This is a genomic window from Gellertiella hungarica (genome assembly GCF_014197145.1).
Lineage (GTDB): Bacteria > Pseudomonadota > Alphaproteobacteria > Rhizobiales > Rhizobiaceae > Gellertiella > Gellertiella hungarica.
Window position 1 is genome coordinate 541,222 of record NZ_JACIEZ010000002.1, and the last position, 24,429, is coordinate 565,650.

Sequence of the window (24,429 nt, forward strand, 5' to 3'; positions counted from 1 at the left end):
CTCCTACAGCCGCGATAGAAATTGCTGATAGGTGCAGAACGTGGCATCGGCTGGCACTCGGCCATTCGCTAAGGCGGCGACCGAATTACTTGTCAACGGAAAAAATAGTACGTTGCCTTTCGTATTCAGCGCGCTACCTACGCGACCGACTGTATTCGCGCAGACAAAATAATATTCTACATTTAAGTCCATGGCAGCGAGTGCTATTTTTATCATTGCATGCGCTCCGTTGGGACCAGCCCACGATGGCCTGCGATTAATCATTGAAACTAGCCGCCTAGCTTCCGCTTCGGTAGAAAACGGTACCCAGAACGTCGTCAGCTCAAAACCTTTGAAGGCTGTTCCGGTAAACCAAACGTAGTCCAGATCGACTGTTGAGTAAGTGTCTTGCTGCAAAATAAAGTCATAGCTGTTGTCAAATGAAGCCGACAAAAAAGGATTGAAGAGCTTAGCCGGTGGCGTTGCGGAACGTGGATTCGACATGTAGTCGACAAAGAAGGTTTGTATGCCGGATTGGCTTGCAGGCCTAATGTCGTCTTTTGAATTGATCTGATTTTGCGCATTTCGTTCATAGTAATATGCCAGTGTGTCTCCAGACGGTCCGGATAGCACGATGGGCGAGGTCAATGCTTTCGTGCCGTACTTTTCTACCAACATATCAATAATTGGCGCTTCGGCCGTTCCCGTCGCGTAAGGATAGTTGGGTGTCGTCTGCGACATCACGTGTTTCCTTCGGAAGAAGCCAATCTCGCGTCTCGCGCTATGGGATCGTGTTACTGATTAAGCGGCGATTGACGAGACAGATATTGCTCAAGAACACCCGGTGTTCACTCGATCACAAATCTGAGCTTTCCGGTGTCCTTGCCTTTGCAGCGGTCGTTCAGGAAAGACTCGAATCTCTTTCGGAGGTCCTCGGGTGTAGCCGGTGAACCGCCTTGCAAGAGTGCCTGTCTGATGTCCGCATTGCTGACATTGATCTTTTCCAGCCCAGACAACGCTTCCTGAACAGCTGCGACAAATTCAGGCGTGATGAACTCGGGAAGGGTCTTCGTTTCCGCGAAGCCAAGGACGATCTTTCGAGACGACTGCTTCAACAATTCGAAATTCGACTGAATGATCGGATCTTCGAGGTTATCAACCAGCGTCTGCACCCAGCCGTCAAGAAGGCGATCCAGCTCATCATCGAGCTGCTTCAGGACATTGGTCGCAGGAAGCATGTCCCCTTGCTCGTTCGCCGGCCGGAAGCCGCAATGCGGGCAGACAGGGTTTGCCGAAAGCTCAGACTCGACAAGCGATGCACAGCTCTTCAGCTTGTCCAGCTTCTCCTCGAAACTCGTTAACTGGCTGGTCGGCATCAAGGAGATGCCAGCCAGCGCCCGCATGGCGATCAGCCGCGGGTCCTTGCGCAGCGCCGATTTCGTCTTCTCTTCCGTGACCCCAAGGCGCGCCTTGCTGTGCAGCCCGACATAGGCCGTGATGTAATCCTTCTTCAGCTTGGCCAGCGTCTGCCGGTACTCGGCCGCATGCTGCGCAGTCCGATCTGCCGCGAGCTTGTCGAGGACCTGCTTGCGCGCATCTTGCGCCTGTCGCACCCAGGCATGGTCTGCCGACAGAACCATCTCGGCTTGCGACAGATAGCTGGCCGTGGTGCCGAGGTCGGCGACCAGCTCCAGCATCCCCTCGACAGCCTGCAGAACCTCGAGGTTCTTTTTCTGGGCCGCGATATCGTCAGAGCCGATGCGAAGGTTCTTGAGCTTCCCGACTGTGTTGTAGGGGGCCAGGCTCTCCGAAAAGGCTTTGAGCGCATCAAGCTTGGTGCGCCAGTCCCGGATCTCTTCTTCCCGCAGCAACGGCTGACCCCAGAAGCTCAGCCGACCAGACATGTCCGTGGCGGCGCTGAGCACGCGCCGCGTCAGCTTCCCGACCTCCTCCTGGAGCAGCTTGACTGGCTCGTCCGAGCCCTGTGTTGCCTGCTGAGCGAGCCCGGGCGGCAAGCCCAACATCTCGAACAGTGAGCGGAGGACGGCGACGTTGATCTCCTTCGGCGCCTCAACGTGCTTGAACTGCTTCAGCTCGTCGAGCGGCCTTTCAGCCAGGAGCGTGATCTTGCCGGAATCAATCTTGTCGCCGGTGATCGCCAAGACGATGTCGCCGGCATAGACCAGCCCGCCCAGAACGGTGACCAGCAGATCGGGCTCCAGGCGGAACTTGATCGGCGCGAAATACTCGACATCGGCATCTCCGCTGACCAGCTCGCCGCGGTTCAGCACCTGGCCATGGCCTTTCGCCTTCAGCCGAGCCAAGACGTCCTGCGCGTAGCGAGACCGTGTGGGGTCGATGCGATCGCCGTCCAGCATCTCCAGGCCGTCGAGGATGACCACGGCGTCCTTGGTCCGGTTTCCGCCTGCGAGTGCGCGCAGGGCGTTGCCGACAAGCTGCTTCCGGTTCGCTTCAGTGACGAGTGCGGAGAACCTCGGGTATTCGGGCGCTACCTCGGCAAACTGATTGTTAAGCGCGAGACCGGAGATGATGTTGACAACGTCGCGGAAGTTGATCCGCTCGTCCGGGCCAAGACGCGCCTTATCGCGCAACGAGACGCCTTTGGTCCACTCCTGTAGGGTCTTGCTCTTGCCCTGATAGGTGACCTCGTAGGCTGTCATCTGCTTTTCCTGCAGCCACTTGCTCATGTCGCGCAGGGCGTCTTTGGCCTTGTCGAGGTAGATGGACTTCGCGCCGCCACTGGCCGTGGACGCGAGATCCTGAGCTGCGGCATAGAAGGAGAGATGACGCTTGATCGCCTCATCGAGCCCTTTGAGCCGGAAGAAGACCTCGTCGGCCTTGTGGTCGTCACGAAACCGTGGCGGCTCGAACGGCTGAATGAAATAGATATAGAAATCCCGCTCGGGCTGCGCCGTCGGCCGGTCGTTCGGGGCGCCGAAGAAGAGATACCCGCTGCGCTCGACGCGGTTATCCTGCCATTCGATCTGATATTGCCAGATCGAATGGCCGGTGACGTAGGTGGTCTCGTCAGTCCGCTCCATCAGCTGGCGGATCGCGCTGTAGTACGCGCGGTCGAGCGCATCATCGGACAGGGCTTCAGCCCGTTTCTCGATCTGGGCGTCGTAATCGACGTCCTTCTTCAGATCGAGGTAGTATTGTTCGGTGTCCGGCGCTTTCGAGATGAACTGGCCGTTGACGGTCTTCAGCGTCTCCCGCAGGACTGTCTGGACGAGGGAAAGAAGGTCGGCCTCCGGCTCTCCGCCCATGTCTTCGATGCCCGGCTGAAACAGGCACAGCGTGTCGCGGAGCTCCTCGGCCGTCGGTCCCACGGGAACATAAATGTCGCCGCCCGTCGTCAGGCGATGAACCGAAAGTCCGTCGATGATGCGGATCGCCATCGGCCTATATGCCGGGCGGGTGAAAGCCTTCCTTACGCGCTCGGACAGGACTTCGGATACCTTAAGCACTGGCCCGATGTTCGGATCCGCGCGCAGCACGGAGTTCGACGTGACCGTTTCCCAGAACTTGTCGTAGCCGATCAGTCCCGGCCGATCGTCGGGCACCTCTTCGCTGAGAATAGCCTGGATCTGATCCCGGAGTGTCACCAGCGCCCCGCGCTTCTCGGTGAACACCAGCCGCTCGAAGGTCCCGATGTAATCAGGGTGCACCGGGAACAGCCGGACGTACTCGTCCATGCGTTCGTTCATCGAGCCATAGAATTTGGCGAACGGCGTCAGGTAAGCGCGGATCTTGTTCTGCTGATCCGCCGTCTTCTTCAAGAGGCGTTCGGCCACGACGAAACTGACGTCCTGGCGGGCGAGCAGGATCTGCGTGAAGCGATCCTTCACACGACGAAGGCTGTCGGCGACATGCTGGAAGCGGCTGCTGTCGAAGATCGCTTCCTGAACGCCGGCGACAAACCGGAAGCGGAGGTGCTTTGTGACCTCGCCGATCTCTCGCAGGAACGACAGGTCAAGGACCAGGTCGTGATCCTTGCGGGATCGCAGGTATTCGAGAAACTCGTCGACTACCAGCAGGACGCCGTGGTTGGGGTGGACCTCGGCGAACGCCGCCATCATCTCTTCGAAGGCGGCCTTGTTATTGATGACCTTGTCGGCTGGCGGGAAGGAATAGCTGACGCCGTGCTTGTCGAGGAATACCTCAAGCTGTTGCGTGATGATGTCCCGCAGGGACATCTGGCTAGAAATCTCGATCCGGTGAACCTTGAATTTTCCGGCAATGACACTTGCGGCCTCGGCCACCTTGGGATGACGGATCATAGGGACATATGCGGAGTCTTCGGCGACCAGCGATAGCACCGACATCAAGTGCGACTTACCGGTCCCATAGTTGCCGACAACCAGCACGCCCTTATGGTCTACAGCCTCGTCGAACGAGAGCTGGGGGATCATTTGCTTGGCGATCCGCTCGGCCATGTCGTCGGAAATGACGTAGGTCGAAACAAGCTTCTTGGCCTCATCCGGACGATTGGCGTCCAGAAGCTGAATGACCGACTCGATCGGTTCAAACTGAATGAGATCGCCATAATGCATCGGCATCCCGAGTTCCCCCTTCAATGAATTTTGAACGGGACCAGGCCGTCGATGCCGTAGTCCTGATGTTCTGGATGTCCTGTCGTGGCATAGGAAAGCCGTCCTGCCTGCAGCTCTCCTGGCCACGCTGCAACCACGCGATGTGCGTGAGCAAGCCGCTTCATTAAATCAAGCGGGTTGAGTTGAAGTGTTCGATCGAAAAGGAGTTCAATGTTATCCAAGAGCAAGAGACCGTTGCTGGCAAATCCATCGGCAAGCTCCTTCAGTAAATGAGCGGCCTGCAGGTGTCTACGGGTGCCCGGCACCTTAAGCATTTCACGGCCAAGAACTGCGCCAACGCTCAAGACCCTCGCCTGCCGCAGCTCGGCCAACTGACGAACCATATTGCTTTTCCCTGACCGCGGGGGACCGACCAATAGGATCAGCTTGCTATTCACGCCAGAAATATCATCGACAAGTTGATTCAGGTTCCCGATCATCTGCGCTCCTAGGCTCCACTCACCGGACATCGCCTGACTCATTTGAAAAATTGTTACTGTCCGTCCGTTTGTGTATTTCTGATGAGGCTTATTTGACAAGCGTATCAGCCAACTGGGAGAAAAAAAGGCTACGCAAGGGTGAGGTTGGCGGCTGCTGCTTCGGCGACTGTAGTGAGATCTAAATTTGGCTGGTCCTCAAGATCCACAGAGGACGCCGGATCATCTTCCTGATGGACGTCGTCGATGACGGGGAGCGAAGAGGAGCTCGCGAGCGAGTCCGGCATGACTGTCGGTTCGCTCTCTTCTATGACTGATACTCAAGTGCATGCAACCGGATGGACAAAGTGCCGGCGGCACATCCGGAGGAAACGTTAATCGTAGAGACGTTCCATTCCGAATGAGGGGTCTATTACCGCCGTTTTTCGTTTGGTGGATGCGGCCGTACAAGTGTCATGGATGTAGGCATAGTCGGAAATTATTTCCGGATCCTCACCACTTGAAATACCTTCTCTTAATGATGGTGCCTGAACTCATGTGGCCGCTTGTGAGGGCGTGCCCGCACAAGCAGGCTTCGCCCCAAATCATAAGCCGTGCGACGGTATCAGGAACGCTACCACCTGCAACAAACAGTTTGCAGTCGTCACTGACGCAAATCAATTCACGATCGAACATCCAGTACACCGTTGACGAAAGCTCCAACGCTCACTGACGGTGAACGGTGCGACGACAGCTATCCGCGGCAGGGAGGCTCTGCATAAAGCTCTGGGCAAGTTTCCTTTCCCACAGCGTAAGCGTTTAAGAGTTTATGAAATGCCCGTGATTTCGCCGTCCCGGCAAGGTCGAAATGCGCGATGTCACTTGAGTGCAGAATGTGTGTGGAAATTTTTTTACGAATGTATAAAACGGTTAAAACGTAAATATAAATGCAAGTATAAGACAGAGATACTGTTTAAATTTGAGGAAATTTCGGAAATTGCGCTTGGAATTCAAATTGTTGACAATTGAGCCGTTTGACAAGATTTGGAATATCGCGGACCATTGTTGTGTGAGCTGCTGAAAAGTGCTCACGATATTGTCAACAATTAGGAGCGTGACGTGAGTAGCATTCTCAAGACTTTGAAGGCGACGGTAAGCGACTTGTACGTGAAGATGGATCTGGCGAAGCCCACCCAGCTTCAACTCGAGAAAATCGCCGGCGAGCTACAGGCGGTCGACCAGCTGACCACCAAAACGGTTTTTCAGCGTGGAGAGCTGTTCGAGAAGGTCGCCGAGCTTCTTCCTGAGAAGGAGATGAGCGTCTGGACGAAGGTCCGATGTGACATCGAAGCCCGTCATGCGCGGAACTACCGTGCCGTGGCCCGAAACCTCGGCCGGTACCGGGATCGGGCGATCGAACTGGGTCTCAACGCCACGGTGCTGTTCAAGCTCGCACCTGCGGAACCGGAGCAGATCGAGCGGGCCATGGAGCTTGCAAAAGAGCAGGGGTACCTCAAAGTGCGGGATGTCGTCGCCATCCTGGATGAAGGCAAGGACGCCGCCGTCGAGAAGTCGGATCCACACTCTCAAGGCGGGCTCGCAGGCCTGAGGGTGGCAATCGCCTACAAACTTTCGTGTACGACGGGTTCGTTCATCGAGCACTGCAGAGAGCTTGCCGAAGAGCTCAAAGCGGCTTTGGACGGAGGGCGCATCAAGAAAGCCGAACTCATCAGGATCGTCTACAAGAAAGCTCGCTTGGCGGGTAAAGAGCTGGAAAGTCTGGCGTGGTCGGTTGAGCCAAACCCCGTAGTGCCGGAGGTCATCTGGAACAAAGACCTGACTGGCGAGTCGCGCTGGGGGCAGGTTCATAAACTGCTCAGGCTGCTCGGCGGGCTGGAAGGGTGGCCGGACGCTAAGGAGCTCCCTGAATGGCTGACCCGCTATGCCATCCCGGTTCTGGAGTGGGCATCGAGCAGAGCCAAGAACCCGGAATGGACGGCTGCTGCCGTTGGCTCGAATCTTCAACTGCTAGCATCGGAAGATGAGCGCACTCGTACTGTCATCCCGTTCCCCACCTCCAGCGATCGCCGTGTTCCGACCAAGCCCGAAAAGGCGGCGTCGGAAACGGGAGAGGCAATTGGTGATATCGGACTTGCCGAGGCCGAAGCTGGGGGTAATCCAGCAGAAGCCGAAGGCACCGAAACACAGTCGGAGCTCGATGAGGCCTTGCCAAGGCAAACTGCGCCATCGGTCTCAGTCGTGACACAGATCTCGTCGCGGAAGAAAGCGAGAAGCGCCGAAACCGACGATGCGGCTTCTGCCGGCTAGCTAGCGAGTGTGCCTTAAGTTCGATCGTGCATCACATTCAAACTCAACTGGGGCCTTTGCGGCCCCTTTTGCTTTTGCCGGCCTGGCCGATCATTCGGGTCCTATCGAGCTCCTGAGCCCGGCGTTAACTGTGTACCGGCTTTGTTCTAATCTTTCGATTTTGGTCCTTGAGCCCGACCTCGGGTCCTGCCAGGATGCAGGCGTTCCAGATTGGCTGGAACAAGCGGCCAAGGCCGGTGCTGGTAACACCGACCAAGGCCTGACCCTCAAGCCTTCGTCAAAAGGAATCGGGCTATGACCATGACTACTCCCATCATCCCCTCTGGGGAAGCTCTCCGTGCCTTCACTGGTTTCGTCGCCGTTGCCTCGGCCGGCCGCGCCGCCGACGTCTCGCTCTTCGGCTGCATCTCGATCAGCCACTGACGACCGGCTCCAGCCTGCATGCGATCCACGCTGTCTTCCGTGCCGCCCTCCGCGGCCAGTGAATACACGTGTCCCTCGATCAGCCGGCCTCGACTTCACATCAATCTCGGAGACATTCCCATGACCAAGACGATCAAGACCAAGCTCGCCTCTGCTGCCAACCGCTCTGCCACCTCGTCCTTCGCGCTCGCCGCCGGTCTCGGAGGCTCAAGCCTCGGCTTCCGCCGCGACGCCACGCACGGCAGCGTCGAAGCCGTCGAGACGGCCGATGCTTCCGCGCCGGCTTATCCGTACTCGGTTTGCTATGCCGAGTTGGAAGCCGAGCTTGATGCCCTTATCGATCAGGCGATTGCCGCAATCGTTGAAGGCGACATCGTCGAGGATGACATCCTCGGTCACTACGTCCACATCGCCTCCCTGGTTCGAGCCGTCTCGTTCCGCGAAGGGAAGCTCCTGGAGCTCGCTATCGAGCTGATCAGCAGGGTCCGCCCGGACCTTGTCGTGCTGACCAAGTCGCTGCGGCTGCCGCTGGTCAAGGCCGCTCTTGAAGCGGTCGCAAACAATAACTGGGCGAACTTGGATGGAGTTCTGCTTGACTGCGAGGCGCCCGCGAAAGGCACCTATACCCCCGACGTCATCATCGTCGACCTCACGCGCCGGCTCGGCTACATCCTCGACGTCAAGCGCTCGCTGGCCAGCTACGGCGATACGAGCAGGCTCGAAGAGCTGAAGGCCAAGATGATGGCGTCGGCCTTGGTATTGCCGGACTGGCTCTACAAGCATCACAAGCGGCTGATGATCGACACGGTGGGTGTCGCGATCCTCGATGGCGCGAGCCGGCCGAGCGATCACGAAAACGGAGTCTGGGCCCTAGACGAGCTCGATGACTTGCTCGGGATCTCGGGTGCCGCCGCGACCATGGCGGAGCTTCGCCGCAGGCTCGCCGCTCGGGTTCAACAGGTTCTCGAACGGGAGACGCGGAAGGCGCTCGGCATCAAGTCGGCGAGCGCACAGGTAGATGCCGGGGGAACCGAGCTTTCCGTCAAAAGGCAGCTGAACTTCAACGCCGTTGCGAGCCTTCATGAAGGTGACCCGCAGCACTGGTCTGAATACGGCGACGACGACGGCCTGGAACAAGAGCCTGCCGACGAGGAAGACGAGCCCATGCACGTTCACCCGGTGCGTCTCAAGGTAGGCTTCGCCCGCAGCCTGCGGCTCAACTGATCCAGGCTGAGGCCGGCCGGGACCTGTTCCGGCTCCGGTCGCGCTTAGCAAACAATCCCATCCCCCTTTCTTTTTTGGCGCCGCGTGTCCAAAGCCCCGGCGCGGGAGATCCTGCATGCCCAAATTCCCCAAAGATCACCTGTCTGTCGCAACACCAACGGCTTTCAAGACCGGTGGTGTGCCATCCAACTGTCTGCCCTGTGAAACCGAGGTCGAGACACCACATTCGTCTCTGATCACCGATGATCCGGCGCTGCTCATCGGCCTTGCCCTCGCCTTTGTCCGGCAGGATGCTCCCCTCGGAGGCGTCGTGCCGTTACCGGTCCTCGTGCGGCTCGGAGTCCATGTCAGGCATGGCAACCCTGCCGCACGTCTGGTCCTCGACTGGCTAGCGCGCCGGCATGCTCGACTTGGTCTCAGCCCAGGATCCGAAAACGCACACTCTGACAGCATGAGGCAAGGCCGGAGTTCGCCGCGCCAGCGGGTCATGGAAGAGCTTGCTCGCCCTGCGCCTAACGACCTCCGACCGCGTGGCCGCATCCGCCCACGCTGGCCAAGAGAGCCCGCCTCAACCGCATTTGCGCCGGAAGCTGTTTCCGTTTCGAGCGAGGTGAACCATGGATAAATTGACGCGCCTCTTCATCAAGCGTCTGCAGCAGGACGTCCGCCGTCGCACCCTGCGCAACGCGCTTCTCAGCGGCTTGCTCGAATTGAAGCTTGCGGAACATGACGGCCATTTGCTGAAACGCTTCAGCCCGGCCTTCGATACCAGCCAGCTCTCAGGTCATCTCGATGAGGACGTCGCTTGGGTCAAGAAGCATTTTGCCTCGTTCCTGATCGAACCACCGAATGCGCAAGAAGCGAGCCTGGTGGCAAATGCATCTCATGGTGCCTCGGTAGACGTCCTGCCACCGGTGCCTGACCGCCTCAAACTGCTGTTCCGGCGGAAGCTTGAGACTGCAGCCTGGCCGGTGGCTGATGAGGCACGCCGCGCTTACGCGGTTCGGCTGGTCGCCGCGGCAGGTGAGGCGCCTGCTTCGGGTCATGTAGTTACCGCCATCCTGCTTGCGCGGGCCTTCGCGCAATCGGGCCGTACCGTGTCAGATTGGATGCGGGTTCTCCGCGCCGGCACCAGCTTCATCTGCATCCAGTCCGACGTCGAAGGCTTCGAGCGTCATCTGATGCGTCTGCTGGAGCACACAGGCCTGCTGGCCGGCAATCGTCTTTCTCTCATCGATGGTGGCGCGCCGTTCCGCGACTGCGATCTCGGTCTGGACGATCGTGGGCCCTATCGCCCCGTTATGCACATGGATGGCCGCGATGCCGCCCGCCTTACCGGCCCTTCGCTTCGCCGGCGGATGGTCGACGCCGCAGCACGCGATCTTCCTGTACTTCTGACAGCCGACGACCCGGAGCGCCTGCCGGAGCAAGTACTGCTCGCTTCCGATCTGAGGCTGGTCATCATGAAGCCGGATCGAGACCTTCTCGTCGATATCATCGAAGCGATCTATGGAGTGCCGGCCATGGAGGAGCTGAAGAGGTCGCCTCTCCGGTTCTCGCCAAGATGGCTCTCGGTGGAGGAACTGATCCTCGCTTTCCGTCCGACCCGGCGGCTGGCAGATGCCATGCGGATTGTCGAAGCTCTCGCACGGCAGAATCGTCAAGCGGCCGGCGAGACGGACGACGCTGACGATGAATGCTGGGACGATGAACAGGATGGGGCCGTAAAGCCGCACAACCGTCAGGCCGAGGAAACAGGCATGACGTCCAATGCAGGTTCTGACAAGCCTGGGCCAAAGAAGGTCGTTAGATCAGGAGGGCAGGGGGAGGGGCGGCCCGTGACCTACAATCCCGAGAAACAAACACCAGCTCGCAAGCGTGATAAGCCGAGCGGCGCCGAGGTCATCCAGCCGCAGCGAAATTCCGGGACGACGACTCTGCACTTTGGCAATTACCTGGCGGTCGAAACGCTGGCCGGCTATGGCAGGGCACGGGACTGGGCCCTCGATCTGAAGGCCGATCTCCAGGACTATCTGGCGGATCGTCTTGATTGGGCGGAGATGAGCACACGGCTGCTTCTCTCCGGTCCGCCCGGTACCGGCAAGACGACCTTTGCCCGTGCGCTCTGCAATACACTTCAGGTTCCCCTCGTCGTGACCTCGGTCGCGACCTGGCTGGAAGGTGGGCATCTCAATGACGTCATTCGCAAAATGTCGAAGACCTTCGAGGAAGCGCGCGAACTCCAACCTTGCATTCTCTTCGTCGACGAGATCGACGGCATCGGCAAGCGGCAGCCCGCCGAGCGCGAGTATGCCGATTACTGGAATACCGTCGTCAATCGGGCGCTGGAGCTCCTCGATGGTGCCGCCAAGTCCGAAGGTGTCATCGTCGTCGGCGCGACCAATCGGCCCATGGAGATTGATGAAGCTCTGCGGCGTTCAGGCCGGCTCGAAACACACATCGAGATCCCGAGGCCCGATATCCCGGCACTCGCCGACATTCTCAGGTTCCATCTGGGCGAAGACATCGAGCTGTTGAAGGGACATCAACCTGGCGGCAGTGCCACGATCGCACCGCTAGATGCTGAGAGCCGGCGCGATCATATCCTGGACCGAAACGAGGGAGCGCAGCCATGACCCAGCAGATGGAAGATATCAGCGTCGCGCTGCAGCGCCTGGCCGCTCGCGCGCTCGGCATGACCGGAGCGGACATCCAGCGCGTCGTTAAGGAGGCGAGGGCGCAAGCCAGGCGCCAGAAGCGGCCGCTCATGCTCGCCGATCTTGAAGCCGGCATTCGCCGTCAGCGGCCAGTGCCGAGCATGGAGCGCCTGCGGACAGTCGCGGTACATGAGGCGGGCCATGTCCTGGTGCACCATGTGCTTGGACTGGGATCGATCGCGAGCGTGACCATCGATGATCCCTCAGGGCGCGGCTACGGGTTGGTCGGATTCGAACCGACAGCGATGGAGCATGTAACCTGGTTCCACAATACGCTTGCGATGTTGCTTGCCGGCCGCGCCGCCGAGGTGCTGGTTTTTGGTCTGCCCGGAGCAGGGGCCGGCGGCAGCGACGACAGTGATCTGGCCCGTGCGACAAGCCTTGCCTTTGCGCTTGAGCGAACCGTCGGTCTTGGCAGCGAGCATCCGCTTCTCTACCGTCCGCATCAAAACCCCACTTCGGTACTCGACGCCCAGCCGCAACTGGCCGAACGGGTGCATGAGCATCTTGAGCGCGCTGAGAAAAGGGCAGGGGATCTCATCCTCGAGTACCGGCCGGCCTTCGATACTTTGGTGGAGGCACTTGTCCGTGCCCAGGCACTCGATGGACCTGAGGTCGTTGATATCCTCGAGAAGGCTGGCGCGAAGCCGCTGAAGGAAGCTATCAAGGCAAGAGAGCAATGAGACCGGAGGAGCACCGTGGCGAACACCCTACTGGCACACTGCGACTGGGGGCGGGATCCTGCAAAGCGGTGGATGGCGGCGGCGGTTCGAACAGAAGGCGTCTGGCAGATCACACGGCCAGAGCTGGTCGGCGACACCGCCACGTTGATCGACCGTCTTCATGACCGGCGCAAGGAGGCTGGAAGTGTCTTGATCGGCTTCGACTTCCCGATCGGGCTTCCCACTGCCTATGCGAAGGCAGCGGAACTGCCGAGCTTCAGGCAGGCCCTTTCGCTCCTCGGCCATGGGCAGTGGGCCGATTGGTTCAAGGTCGCCGGGCACCACTCCGAGATCGGTCGGCATCGCCCATTCTATCCGATGCGCCCCGGTGGCACGAACCGGGCCCATCTCCTCAAGGGCCATGGGCTCGAAGAGCTTGTGCATCTCCTGCGCGAATGCGAGCGGGCAACGCCTGACCGCCAGGCAGCTTGCTCGCTCTTCTGGACGCTTGGCGGCAACCAGGTTGGCAAGGGTGCAATTGCCGGCTGGCAGGAAGTCATCATCCCGAACCTCGCACGGATCGGGCTTTGGCCATTCGACGGCAGCCTGACCGAGGTTGCGGAGATGTCGGAGACGATCATCGCGGAAACCTATCCCGGCGACGTCTACCACTGGATCGGCATCAAAAGGCGCGCAGGCTGGAGCAAACGCCGCCAGTCGGATCGCGCGGGAGCCGGCCCGATCCTGCTCGACTGGATTGCGGCGAGACCCGTGATTGACGCTCAAGCCGTCAGCTCCGCCATCCAGACTGGTTTCGATCCAGGTCCTGCAGGCGAGGACCAGTTCGATGCGATGATCGGTCTCCTCGGCATGATTGCGGTTGTCGAGGGCGAAAGAGGCGAGGGCGTGCCTTCCCAGAGCCTCGACATCCTCAAATGGGAAGGCTGGATCCTCGGGCATCAGCGATAAATCTTGCCGGTAAAGCGTCTCGCCTTATCGGCGCTTCATCTCGACACGCCCGCACATTGAAACAAGTTGCGATCATTCGATTCGAGATCCCACGCAGATGATTCCGATCTCTTTGCCGTCGATTCAGAATTGGGGAAATCCGATTCCGCAGCACAGTTCAAACGCTGTTTGTGGCGGACAGAAAACGCGCACATCATCTCAATGTGTCCGCACTTCAAGACAAATTGCGCTCATTCGATTCCAGATTCGAGAGCGCTGATTCCCGGATTGATAAAACCGATTCAGCGAGAAATCGGGTTGCGCCGGCTGTCCGGGCCCGGCAGCATGAGTGGGGTCAGAGCATCTTCAGAGGGCAGAATGGCGCGGCAATCGGACGATGAGCGGCTGGCGAGGCAACGGGCCTACCAGCAGGAGAAGCGCATGAGGGACGCCAAGGCGCGGCGCCCCGGTCGAGACGATGTGGCACGCACTGCGTTCTTCTGGATTGTGAAGCGGATGGCGGAGCGGACCCCGCATGAGATGGAGCTGTTCCAGGAGCGCATGGTCGAGATGCTGGTCGAGCAGGGGTTCGATCATCAGGCGAGCGACGCCGTGTTGGACGAACTGATCGCCAAGTACCGAACCGGGGGCCCGCCGTTCCGGCGCAAGGTCCATCTGCTTTATCCGGACGGGCGGCCGCTACTAGAGAACGACGAGGACGATTAATCGCCTCGTTAGGCTGCGCTCTAGCAGCCGGTGGACTGGCTCTCGAGGTTCCTGAACGCTTTCCGTGTTCCCGTTCGAGATGGACTGTCCAGATCAAACTGCGTTTGCCAAGCCACCCCAAGAAAGCCGGTCTCCCCCCATTACTTCGTAAAACGCCGTTTGAAGAGGAATCGGAGATCTTAACGGATAGGCGCATAGGCTTACGTGATCCAATGCCACTAAGAGCGGAAATTGTTTCCTAACTATTGGCTCTTCTTTCCTCTACGAGCCCAGGGCGCAGGCAGCTTGTTTTCCACCCAAGGCAACAGCTGAATTGGTTTCGGTTCAACGCCGGACGTGATGATGGGATATTTGGACAGCGCCTCCCTCATGAGAGGAAGACCGGCTACGTTGGTATAGCGGGTTGCCGTCTCGCTATCATCGCCAAGACGTCCGGCAATATCGTCGATGACAGCGGTGGGCACGCCGGCCTGATATAGCGTGTCTGCCATCCCGTGCCGAAGCGCGTGCAGAGCCCTGTTCCACATTTTGTCCTGAAGTGCCTTCTTCATGATCGGCGTGAAAGCGTCATAGAACCGATCGCCGGGGTCATTGTTCGACTTGTCTGAAAACAGGTCCGGGAACAGTTGGATATAGCCGAGCTTTCGGATCGCCTTCTGGTAATCCAGAATTCCGAGGCGCACGAGTTCGTCCGGAAGAGGCAATATGCGTTGCGACTGCTCGTTCTTGAGACGACGCAGCGAGTTTGGCTGGAGATCGATCACATACCCGCCGGCCTCCTGGTAAATGTCATCGACTTCAAGAGCTGCAAATTCTTTCCGCCTTGCGCCGAGATAGGTGAGCATGATCGGCAGGAAGTAGAGGGAGTCGTGGTAGACTTCCTTGCCAGGTTTGCTCCGACCACGGCCGCTGTTCAGCGAGCCCGTGTAGATCGAAGAAGAAAAGATTGGCTTAATGTCTTCGGGCGTCGGTTTGAACTGTTGCGCCCGGATGGATCCCTTCTTCGGTTTTCGTGGGCGTAAGCCATCGAAGGTCCAATCGGTGATCTCGAAGCCGTGACCCCGGATGTGCTTCAAGAAGTGCTGAAGGTTGCCGAAGTGCTTTCGGATGGTTCCTGCTGAAAGTCCAACCTTGGCTTGATCCCCGAGCGTAGCCTTCAGCTTTTCGCCTTCGGCCCGAAGCTCAGGCGCCGACATTCCTCGCATGCGATGGCTCTGGCCCCAACGTGCCGGAATGTCGTTGAAGTGCTGACGCAGCTTGCCGATGTGGTATTGGGTAATCTGGCCGGAGTGCTTGACGTCGTGTTCCTCAAGCACGGTTTTAAACAGCCGGACAAGCGCCAGAACGTCGCGCGCCGTCGCCGGCTCCCATTCTTCTCCCATATTTGTAATCAATTTATTGCATTCGCTCTCGAACTCTTCGAGGGCGACAACGGGCCGCGGATCGGTGCCAGGCTTCACCTCGGTCGCCTGTGAACCTGAATTGTCCGCATCGATGACGGGGTCGTGCGAGGGCGCCGCTTCCTTGGTTTTTGGCTCCTCGGCTGCGTTTGGGACGAGCTTCAGTGTTGGACGGCCACCGCCGGTGAACTCGCTGAGAGAGCGGTCGGCGAGGGGATGGCGATCATCGACGTCGAGAAGGGCTTCTGCTTTGCCTTCGAAGAAGCGGGAAGCTGCTTTCTCACGGTTGATCGGATTGTCGTTGATGTCGAAGGCTTCCATCAGCTTGCGGATGCTGTGCTCGAAGCTCGGCTGAATGGAGCGCTTGAGCTCGTTGAAATAGTTTGCCCGGATTGCAGGGATATGGGAGGCCGGTACGCCGTTCTTCAGGAGATAGGTGGTACCGCTGCAATCGTCTTCCAGCGTCAGTTCGCGACGAAGCCCGAACTGGGCGAGCAGCTTGTAGGCCCAGCCCATTTCCAGGTCATGCTCGAGCTCCTCGATATCGTCGGCGCGGCCGTTGCGCTTGGCTGCGACGCTGATGTCCTCCAGGTGATCGAGCATCTCGTCTCGAACCTGGATGAAGAGCTTTTGTAGCTGTTCCCGTGTCGACATGCGTTCCCGTTCGACAAACCGTAGTTCCGCGAGCCGGGTGTTGAGCCGGCGCGCAACCATCTGCGCCTTTCTATGATCGGAAACCTGAAGACTGAGTGAAAGCCGGCTGCCGCTCGGACAGGCGGTGAAGTGCGCCGGGATGCGCGGCCGCCAGTAGAAGATGTTTCCGCGGCGGATGAGATTCTCGACCTCGTGGCGAACGGCCATGACGGAATGCCCTGTCTTGCCAGAGCTGACGCCGTAACCTCTTTAGGGCCTGGGCATCACCTTTGGGTATCAGTTCTGGGCATCAGGTCGCCAATGACGCCAAAACGGGATCCGGCGCGGCTGGAAAACTGAGAAATAACAGAAATTTGGGAGAATTGGCTGGGGAACCTGGATTCGAACCAAGATCGACGGAGTCAGAGTCCGCTGTTCTACCATTGAACTATTCCCCAGCAGTGCGAGCGGTGTTCGCCGCTGGTGTGGCGGGCTTATAACCAAAAGATTGGAAGATGCAAAGGCCTGTTTCGAAAAAAATCGGAAGTTTTCCAGAAGCAGGCGTGGCAGTCCTTCGGGTACTCCCGGCCGCCGTCGGGCGGGGCGTTGCGGGCCGGTGGGAAAAAACAGTTTGGAGAAGAAGCGTCCCGCTGTTATTCTCGCCGCAACGAAACTGATGAACCGCCAGCGGCATGCCTCTCTTGACGGCTTTGCGCGGCGAAGTGGACCATAGACGTGAAAGACCCCGAAAACGGCGCAAGCGCGCCAAAATCAGGGGCGTCTGATGCGGGCCGCAGGGCAGGGAAGCCTTCCCGGCGCGGCAAGAGACGGCGGAGTGGGAGCCCCCATGCCGCCGGCATCGCCGTATCCGCAGGCCAAGCGGGCTCTGTTCCCGCCGCCGGACGTCCAAACGAGGCCGGAGACGCCAAAGCGTCCCGCAAGCGGAAACGCAGGCGGTCGAGACCCGAACATTCGCCCGAAAAACAGGCCTTGCAGCCGCGCGGCCCCCAGTCGCCACAGCCTCCCCAGGCCGAAGCTCCTGCGGGCGAGGCCAGCGGAAAGGCGCGCCGCGGCCGGCGCAAGAACCGCAGCAAGCGCAGCCTGCAGGGCCGCCCCATGCCGCCTGCCGCCCCAGGCGCAAGCGTCGGGCACAGGGCCGAGCCCCGCAGCGACGCCCGCATCGATCAGCCGCGGGGCGCCCCGCCCCCCCAGCGCCACGCACCCGAACGGGCCTCGCCGCCCGTGGCAAGGCCGCGGGAAGAAGATCTTTACGCCGCACTCGATCTCGGCACGAACAATTGCCGCCTCCTGGTCGCGCAGCCTGGGCGGCCGGGCCAGTTCCGGGTGGTGGATGCCTTCTCGCGAATCGTTCGCCTCGGCGAAGGCCTTGCCGCCAGCGGCCGGCTTTCCGATGAGGCGATGGACCGCGCCGTGGAGGCGCTGCGCATCTGCGCGGCCAAGATCCGCAACCGCGATATCCGCCGCATGCGGCTGATCGCGACCGAAGCCTGCCGCGCAGCCGAAAATGGCGAAAGCTTCCTGAAGCGGGTCACGGAGGAAACGGGGCTCGAGCTGGAGATCATCAACCGCGAGACGGAAGCACGGCTTGCGGTCTCCGGCTGCTCCTCGCTGGTCGGACGCGAGGCGCGTTCGGTGGTGCTATTCGATATCGGCGGCGGCTCTTCGGAAATCGCCGTGCTCGACATCAATGGCCAGCGCTCCAGCCGGCTTGCCCATCACATCACCCACTGGACATCGCTTCCCGTCGGCGTGGTGACGCTATCCGAGCGGCATGGCGGGCAGGATGTCACGCCCGAGGTCTTCGCCGCCATGGTGAGCGAAGTCGAGGGCATGCTGGCGCGTTTCGATTGCCCGCCCTTGCCCTCCCGGGGCGATGGTTTCTACCTCATCGGCACTTCGGGCACGGTCACCACGCTTGCGGGCGTCCATCTCAACCTGCCGCGCTACGACCGCCGGCAGGTGGATGGCCTCTGGCTCAGCGATCCCGATGTCACCGCCATGCAGGCCAAGCTTCTGTCCTGGGGCTTTGCCGAGCGTGCGGCCAATGCCTGCATCGGCCCGGACCGGGCGGATCTCGTGCTGGCGGGCTGCGCCATCCTGGAAGCCATCCGCCGCCGCTGGCCGAGCCAGCGCATGCGGGTTGCCGACCGGGGCCTGCGCGAGGGCCTGCTCACCGACATGATGGCCGACGATGGCGTGTGGAGCCGCAACCGCGCCCGCCGCACCCAGAAGAACCGCTGAGGAAACCCGTATGACCAAACCACCCGTCGGCGGAAACCGCACCGGCCGAAAGCTGGGACAGAAGGTGAAGAAGGGCAAGCTGAAGGCCTCTTCACGCCGCTGGCTCGAGCGCCACATCAACGATCCCTACGTTCAGCGCGCGAAGCTGGAGGGCTATCGCGCCCGCGCCGCCTTCAAGCTGCTGGAGATCGACGAAAAGCACCAGATCCTCAAGGGCGCGAAGCGCATCATCGATCTCGGCGCCGCTCCGGGCAGCTGGAGCCAGATTGCCGCGAAGGTGACCGATTCCACCGATGAGGACGTGCGCGTCGCGGCCATCGATTTCCTGGAAATGGCGCCCCTGCCGGGTGTGCACATCCTGCAGCTCGACTTTCTCGATCCGGAAGCGCCCGCCAAGCTGATGGAGGCGATCGGCGGTGCGCCGAATGTGGTGCTATCGGACATGGCGGCCCCCACCACCGGCCATCAGAAGACCGACCATCTGCGCACCATGCATCTCTGCGAGGTGGCTGCGCATTTCGCCGTCGAGGTGCTGGCCGAGGGCGGCCACTTCCTCGCCAAGACCTTCCAGGGCGGTACCGAGCGGGAGCTCCTCGCCATGCTGAAGCAGAATTTCCGGCAGGTCATCCACATCAAGCCCGCCTCCTCGCGGGCCGAATCGGTGGAAATGTTCCTGCTCGCCAAGGGCTTCAAGGGCCGGAAGAAGGAAGAGGCGCAAGAGGACGAGGCGGCTGCCTGACCGGCAAGCCCAAGGGGAGGGGAACACCAATCATGCTGCTCTACATCACGCTGGGCACCAATGATCTCGAACGCGCAAGGCGCTTCTACGAAGCGGTCATGCCCACCATCGGCCTGACGCTCGAGGGCGCGGACGAGACGGAGTTCGGCTTTGGCCGGACGGGCGACCTGCGCACCCGCTTCTGGGTCACGAAGCCCTTCGACGGTAATCCCGCAACCATCGGCAATGGTTCGATGGTCGCTCTCGAGGCGGAAAGCCGCGCTGCCGTCGATGCCTTCTATCATGCCGCGCTCGCCCATGGCGGAACGGACGAGGGCGCGCCGGGGCTTCGCCCCTATCACGCCCATTTCTATGCCTGCTACATCAGGGATCCGGATGGCAACAAGCTTTCCGCCGTCTGCGAACGGGCGGAATAGCCGGCCATCAGTCGTGCCCGCGGGAGGCGGGTATGCGGTGGCCTGAAACGGCCGCTCCCACGCGCTTGTCCAGCCGGACGAAGGGGATGACTGCGGCGAGCGAGAGACCGGCGACAACGAAGAAGGCCATGTGGAAGTCGGCGAGCTGAAGCTCCCCGCCGCGCAGCGCCGAGCCCCCTTCGAGGATGACTGCCGCCAGCGCGACGCCCAGCGCCAGGCTCACCTGTTGCGCCACCGAGCCCATGGAGGTCGCCTGGCTCGCCCGCTCGTCGGGGATCTCCGCATAGCCGAGGGCATTCACGCCGGTGAAGAAGAAGGAGCGGGTAAAGCCCGCCATCAGCAGGAAGGCGATCATCACCGCCACCGGTGTCGTCGCCTCGAAGAAGCCGTTGGCAGCCGTGGTCAGGGCCGAAGCGGTGGCGGCGACGATGAGGGTGGTGCGGAAGCCGATGGCGGCAAAGACGCGCTGCGCCAGGAATTTCGTGCTGATGGCGCCAACGGCACCGGTGAAGGTGATCATGCCCGACTGGAACGGGGACATGCCAAAGGCGATCTGCAGCATGAGGGGCGTGAGGAAGGGCACGGCGCCCGTCGCGACCCGAAAGATGGAACCGCCGATCGTGGCCGCCCGAAAGCCGGCATTGCGGAAGATCTCCGGATCGAGGATCGGATTGGGATGCCGCCGGGCGTGGCGCAGGTAGAGGACAAGCGCGAGAATCCCGGCGAGAACCGAGGCATAGCCGGTGACAGGCGGCAGGGCGGGCAGGCTGATCACCGATAGGCCGAAGACCACGCCCGAAGCCGACACCGCAACCAGAACGAAACCGAACACATCCATCGGCGGTGGCCTCGGCGTTTCGATCTCCGGCAGGTGCACCGTTGCCAGCCATATCCCGAGAAGGCCGATCGGCACGTTGATCAGGAAGATCCAGTGCCAGCTGAAATAGGTGGTGATGAAACCGCCGAGCGGCGGCCCGGCCATCGGACCGATCAGCGCAGGGATGGTCAGATAGGCCATCGCCGCCACCAGTTCGCTGCGCTTGGTGGTCCGCAGCAGAACGAGCCGTCCGACCGGCGTCATCATGGCCGCGCCTGCTCCCTGCAGGAAGCGGAAGAGCACGAATTGCAGCAGGCTGCCGGCGATGGCGCACAGCACCGAACCGATCATGAAGACGAGGATCGCCCCGCGAAACACCGATTTGGCGCCGAACCGGTCCGCCATCCAGCCGCTGACGGGAATGAAGATCGCAAGCGCCACCATATAGGCCGTCAGGGCAAGCTTCAGGGTGATCGGCCCCACGGAGAGATCGGCGGCAATTGCGGGCAGCGCCGTCGAAATCACCGTCGCATCCATCTGCTCCATGAAGAGCGCCACGGCGAGAATGAGCGGAATGATGCGGTTCATGAAGAGAATGTCCGGTGGCCGGTGGTCATGCGGGATGCAGCGCTGGCGCGCTGGCTTTGGCATCGATCCTGCCGCCCCGGCGGGTCCGGGGCGGCAGGGACACGCGCCGGTGGAGGAGATAGCGGTTCGGGGCGATTTGTCCAGCAAAAGCGGCGCCCTGTCGTGGCGTCCCGCCGCCGGCGCAACCGGCAACCCATCAAATCGGCGTGAATGGCCCGCTGGCTTCGTTTCCCTGCCGCTCGTGCGCCCTAGTCTCTGTCCCGGGTCTGAAGCCATAAAGGGAGTGACCGGAGATGAAGAACTTGGGATTGAACAGGCGCAGCCTGATGGTAGGAACGGCTGCGGGCGTGCTCGCAGCCCCCGCGCTGATCGCGGGAGGCCGTACGGCGGAGGCAGCAATGGCGGCGGATGACGCGGCAGGCAGCATGATGGGCGAAGGCATCCGGCCCCTGAAGGTCGGCAGCTTCCGCGTGACCGTGATCCGCGACGGGGCCCGCGCCGGTGACAAGATCAACGAGACCTTCGGAACCGACCAGCCCAAGGAGGAGGTCGCCAAGCTGCTTCGGGAGAATTTTCTGCCCGAGGATCAGTTCGTGAACAGCTTTTCCCCGGTGCTGGTCGAAACCGGCAGCGAGAAGATCCTCTTCGATACCGGCATGGGTGAAATGGGGCAGTCTTTCGGGGCAGGGCGCCTGGTCGACGGTCTTGCGGCCGCCGGCGTGAAGCCGGAAGACATCACCACGGTCGTGCTGACCCACCTTCACCCCGACCATTTCGGCGGGCTGATGAAGGGCGGCGAACCGGCCTTCCCGAAGGCCCGCTATGTGATCGGCGAGGCGGAATACGGCTTCTGGACCTCCACCGACCGCAAGGGCACGCCGGCGGAAAAGAACCACGACATGGTGATGCAGGCGGTGGCGCCGCTGGCGGAGAAGGCAACCTTCCTGAAGGAAGGCGATGCCGTGGTGCCGGGGATTACCGCCATGCTGGCGCCCGGCCATACGCCCGGGCACCTGATCTTCGGGCTGGAATCGGAGGGCCGCAAGCTGATGCTGACAGCCGATACCTGCAATCACTATGTGCTTTCGCTTCAGCGGCCCGACTGGGAAGTGCGCTTCGATGCCGACAAGGCCGGAGCCGCAGCCACACGCAAGAAGGTCTTCGACATGATCGCCACCGACCGGATCGCCTTCATCGGCTATCACATGCCGTTCCCGGCCGTCGGCTTCGTGGAAAAGTCTGGTCCCGGCTATCGTTTCGTGCCGGCCAGCTATCAGTTTGATATCTGAATAAAATCCAAAAGCCCGCCTCGCCAGCGGGCTTTTGCTATTCCCTTCGGGCAAAAGTCATGTTACCAGCCCTCGCCAACTCCACGGAACACCTCGAAGGTAACGGCGGCCCGAAAGGCTAGACCGGCATCTTCCATTTTCAAGGGATTTGGTCATGGCACGCATCATTGAAACGGCAACCGGCGCGGAAGCGCTTACCTTCGACGACGTGCTCTTGCAGCCCGGCCATTCCGAGGTCATGCCCGGCCAGGTCAATGTCGCCACCCGCATTGCCCGCGATTTCGAGCTCAACATCCCGATCCTTTCCTCGGCCATGGATACCGTCACGGAGGCGCGTCTCGCCATCGCCATGGCACAGGCCGGCGGTCTCGGCGTCATCCACCGCAACCTCACCCCGGTCGAGCAGGCCGAGCAGGTCCGCCAGGTGAAGAAGTTCGAAAGCGGCATGGTCGTCAACCCGGTCACCATCAGCCCGGAAGCACCGCTTTCGGAAGCGCTCGGGCTGATGAAGGCCCATGGCATTTCCGGCATCCCGGTCGTGGAAAATGGCGGGAACGGCAAGGCCGGCCGCCTCGTCGGCATCCTCACGAACCGCGACGTGCGCTTTGCCTCCGACCCGAACCAGCGCATCTATGAGCTGATGACGCGGGAAAACCTGGTGACGGTGAAGGAAAACGTCGATCAGCAGGAAGCCAAGCGCCTGCTGCACAAGCACCGCATCGAAAAGCTGCTGGTGGTGGACGGCGACGGGCGCTGCGTCGGCCTCATCACCGTCAAGGACATCGAGAAGTCGCAGCTGAACCCGAATGCATCGAAGGACGCGCAGGGGCGCCTGCGCGCCGCCGCCGCCATCAGCGTCGGCGATGACGGCTTCGAGCGCGCCGAGCGCCTCATCGATGCGGGCGTCGACATGCTCGTCGTAGATACCGCCCACGGCCATTCGCAGCGCGTGCTGGATGCCGTTTCCCGGGTGAAGAAGCTCTCCAATTCCGTCCGCGTCATCGCCGGCAACGTCGCCACCGCCGAAGGCACGCTCGCACTCATCGATGCGGGCGCCGATGCGGTGAAGGTCGGCATCGGCCCCGGCTCGATCTGCACCACGCGCATCGTCGCAGGCGTCGGCGTGCCGCAGCTGGCGGCCATCATGTCGGCTGTCGAGGCCGCCAATGCCCATGACGTGCCCGTCATTGCCGATGGTGGCATCAAGTTCTCGGGCGATCTTGCCAAGGCGATTGCCGCCGGCGCCTCCGCCTGCATGATCGGCTCGCTGCTGGCCGGCACGGACGAAAGCCCGGGCGAGGTCTATCTCTATCAGGGCCGCTCCTTCAAGGCCTATCGCGGCATGGGCTCCGTCGGTGCCATGGCGCGCGGTTCGGCAGACCGCTACTTCCAGGCGGAAGTGCGCGACACGCTGAAACTGGTGCCGGAGGGCATCGAGGGCCAGGTGCCCTACAAGGGACCGGTCTCCGGCGTGCTGCACCAGCTGACCGGCGGCCTGCGCGCTGCCATGGGCTATGTGGGCGGCAAGGACCTGAAGGATTTCCAGCAGAAGGCCACCTTCGTGCGGATTTCCGGTGCAGGCCTGCGCGAAAGCCATGCCCATGACGTGACCATCACCCGCGAAAGCCCCAACTATCCGGGCAGCGTCTGATGGCGCGTTTCTCGCCCAGCCTGTTTCCGCTGGCGGCGGGTTTTCTCGCCGCCGTTTCGCTCGGCATGCTGGCGGTCATGGGGCTCCGCATCGAGCCTGCCTTTCATGCGCTAACGGGACTTTCCATTCCCGATCTGCGGCTGGGCGGTTACGAGGCGGCCGATGTGAAGGCGCTGATCGCCGCTCTCGCCCAGTCGCCGGAAGCGGCGGCAATGCTGCGGGGCATGCATCTGGGAGCCGATCTCGCCTTCCCGCTTGCCTATGGGCTGCTGTGCCTCATGCTGCTCGCCCGCTTTGCCCCCGGAGCGACTGTTTTCCACAAGCCAGTGGCAGGTATCCGCCTCGTGGCCATGCTTGCCATGCCGGTTCTCTACATGGCCGCCGATTATGTGGAGAATATTGCGAGCCTGATGCTTTTCCCGCCAGCCCTGCCGGCACCGGAACGGCTGGCGCTGCTGACGGATCTTTTGCCGCTCGCCACGCGGGCGAAGGCGATGCTGTTCTTCATCTCGCTGATTCTGGTTCTGCGATTCACGCTCTTCCGCGAGGCCGGAAAAACGAATGCCGGCGCGTGAGCGCCGGCATCCATCGGGTCATG

The 24,429-nt window shown here is 61.1% G+C and carries 18 protein-coding genes and 1 tRNA gene; 13 read left to right on the forward strand and 6 right to left on the reverse strand.

Translation table 11 applies throughout. The features are described from left to right. Nucleotides 1-3: 3 nt before the first annotated feature. From GGR23_RS07135 to brxF, 3 genes are all read right to left on the reverse strand, one after another. Nucleotides 4-720, reverse strand: a complete 717-nt coding sequence (locus tag GGR23_RS07135; protein ID WP_183365477.1) for a hypothetical protein — start codon at nucleotides 718-720, stop codon at nucleotides 4-6. Between the two features lie 107 nt (nucleotides 721-827). Then, complete coding sequence (locus GGR23_RS07140) at nucleotides 828-4,559, reverse strand: DUF6079 family protein (RefSeq protein WP_246365011.1); 3,732 nt, start codon at nucleotides 4,557-4,559, stop codon at nucleotides 828-830. Nucleotides 4,560-4,573: 14 nt separating this feature from the next. Further along, nucleotides 4,574-5,032, reverse strand: coding sequence for a BREX-3 system P-loop-containing protein BrxF (gene brxF, locus GGR23_RS07145; protein WP_183365479.1), 459 nt, complete (start codon nucleotides 5,030-5,032; stop codon nucleotides 4,574-4,576). A gap of 1,095 nt (nucleotides 5,033-6,127) precedes the next feature. Between brxF and GGR23_RS07150 the strand changes: the two genes are divergently transcribed. The 7 genes from GGR23_RS07150 (at nucleotide 6,128) to GGR23_RS07175 (ending at nucleotide 14,036) form a co-directional block, all read left to right on the forward strand. Beyond that, nucleotides 6,128-7,336, forward strand: a complete 1,209-nt coding sequence (locus GGR23_RS07150) for a hypothetical protein (RefSeq protein ID WP_183365480.1) — start codon at nucleotides 6,128-6,130, stop codon at nucleotides 7,334-7,336. A gap of 294 nt (nucleotides 7,337-7,630) precedes the next feature. After that, nucleotides 7,631-7,759, forward strand: coding sequence for a hypothetical protein (locus GGR23_RS23415; RefSeq protein ID WP_281375678.1), 129 nt, complete (start codon nucleotides 7,631-7,633; stop codon nucleotides 7,757-7,759). 120 nt (nucleotides 7,760-7,879) lie between these two features. After that, a complete protein-coding gene (locus GGR23_RS23160) occupies nucleotides 7,880-8,983 on the forward strand; it encodes a hypothetical protein (protein WP_246365014.1) in 1,104 nt (367 codons plus the stop codon). 617 nt (nucleotides 8,984-9,600) lie between these two features. Next, nucleotides 9,601-11,619, forward strand: coding sequence for an ATP-binding protein (locus GGR23_RS07160; RefSeq protein ID WP_183365482.1), 2,019 nt, complete (start codon nucleotides 9,601-9,603; stop codon nucleotides 11,617-11,619). Then, nucleotides 11,616-12,383 (forward strand): ATP-dependent metallopeptidase FtsH/Yme1/Tma family protein, encoded by a 768-nt coding sequence (locus tag GGR23_RS07165; RefSeq protein ID WP_183365484.1) that lies wholly within the window; start codon nucleotides 11,616-11,618, stop codon nucleotides 12,381-12,383. Before GGR23_RS07160 ends, GGR23_RS07165 begins: the two co-directional genes overlap by 4 nt. Before the next feature lie 15 nt (nucleotides 12,384-12,398). Continuing rightward, nucleotides 12,399-13,331 carry a DUF429 domain-containing protein gene (locus GGR23_RS07170; RefSeq protein ID WP_183365486.1) on the forward strand — a complete coding sequence of 311 codons (933 nt, stop codon included), beginning with the start codon at nucleotides 12,399-12,401 and terminating at the stop codon, nucleotides 13,329-13,331. 420 nt (nucleotides 13,332-13,751) lie between these two features. Further along, nucleotides 13,752-14,036 carry a hypothetical protein gene (locus GGR23_RS07175; protein WP_246365017.1) on the forward strand — a complete coding sequence of 95 codons (285 nt, stop codon included), beginning with the start codon at nucleotides 13,752-13,754 and terminating at the stop codon, nucleotides 14,034-14,036. Nucleotides 14,037-14,278: 242 nt separating this feature from the next. Here GGR23_RS07175 and GGR23_RS07180 read toward each other — a convergent pair whose 3' ends face one another. Together GGR23_RS07180 and GGR23_RS07185 are read right to left on the reverse strand one after the other, a co-directional pair. After that, nucleotides 14,279-16,297 (reverse strand): site-specific integrase, encoded by a 2,019-nt coding sequence (locus GGR23_RS07180; RefSeq protein ID WP_183365489.1) that lies wholly within the window; start codon nucleotides 16,295-16,297, stop codon nucleotides 14,279-14,281. A 156-nt stretch (nucleotides 16,298-16,453) separates the two neighbouring features. Beyond that, nucleotides 16,454-16,527, reverse strand: a tRNA-Gln gene (locus GGR23_RS07185). A 277-nt stretch (nucleotides 16,528-16,804) separates the two neighbouring features. Here GGR23_RS07185 and GGR23_RS07190 point away from each other — a divergent pair. Genes GGR23_RS07190 through GGR23_RS07200 form a run of 3 tightly spaced genes read left to right on the forward strand, consistent with a single transcriptional unit; the run spans nucleotide 16,805 to nucleotide 19,486 of the window. Continuing rightward, nucleotides 16,805-18,331, forward strand: a complete 1,527-nt coding sequence (locus tag GGR23_RS07190) for a Ppx/GppA phosphatase family protein (protein WP_183365490.1) — start codon at nucleotides 16,805-16,807, stop codon at nucleotides 18,329-18,331. Between the two features lie 10 nt (nucleotides 18,332-18,341). After that, nucleotides 18,342-19,070, forward strand: a complete 729-nt coding sequence (locus tag GGR23_RS07195) for an RlmE family RNA methyltransferase (protein WP_183365491.1) — start codon at nucleotides 18,342-18,344, stop codon at nucleotides 19,068-19,070. Nucleotides 19,071-19,102: 32 nt separating this feature from the next. Further along, on the forward strand, nucleotides 19,103-19,486 hold the full coding sequence (locus tag GGR23_RS07200; protein WP_183365492.1) for a VOC family protein: 384 nt from the start codon (nucleotides 19,103-19,105) through the stop codon (nucleotides 19,484-19,486). A 7-nt stretch (nucleotides 19,487-19,493) separates the two neighbouring features. Here GGR23_RS07200 and GGR23_RS07205 read toward each other — a convergent pair whose 3' ends face one another. Then, nucleotides 19,494-20,891 carry a DHA2 family efflux MFS transporter permease subunit gene (locus GGR23_RS07205; protein WP_183365493.1) on the reverse strand — a complete coding sequence of 466 codons (1,398 nt, stop codon included), beginning with the start codon at nucleotides 20,889-20,891 and terminating at the stop codon, nucleotides 19,494-19,496. 293 nt (nucleotides 20,892-21,184) lie between these two features. Between GGR23_RS07205 and GGR23_RS07210 the strand changes: the two genes are divergently transcribed. The 3 genes from GGR23_RS07210 to GGR23_RS07220 all read left to right on the forward strand — a co-directional run bounded on the left by GGR23_RS07210 (nucleotide 21,185) and on the right by GGR23_RS07220 (nucleotide 24,406). Then, the gene (locus tag GGR23_RS07210; protein ID WP_183365494.1) at nucleotides 21,185-22,180 is read left to right on the forward strand and encodes an MBL fold metallo-hydrolase; all 996 of its coding nucleotides are present in this window, start codon (nucleotides 21,185-21,187) and stop codon (nucleotides 22,178-22,180) included. 154 nt (nucleotides 22,181-22,334) lie between these two features. After that, the gene (gene guaB, locus GGR23_RS07215) at nucleotides 22,335-23,831 is read left to right on the forward strand and encodes an IMP dehydrogenase (protein ID WP_183365495.1); all 1,497 of its coding nucleotides are present in this window, start codon (nucleotides 22,335-22,337) and stop codon (nucleotides 23,829-23,831) included. Beyond that, a complete protein-coding gene (locus GGR23_RS07220) occupies nucleotides 23,831-24,406 on the forward strand; it encodes a hypothetical protein (protein WP_183365496.1) in 576 nt (191 codons plus the stop codon). The genes guaB and GGR23_RS07220 overlap by 1 nt, the downstream gene beginning before the upstream one ends. The last annotated feature ends 23 nt before the right edge of the window (nucleotides 24,407-24,429 follow it).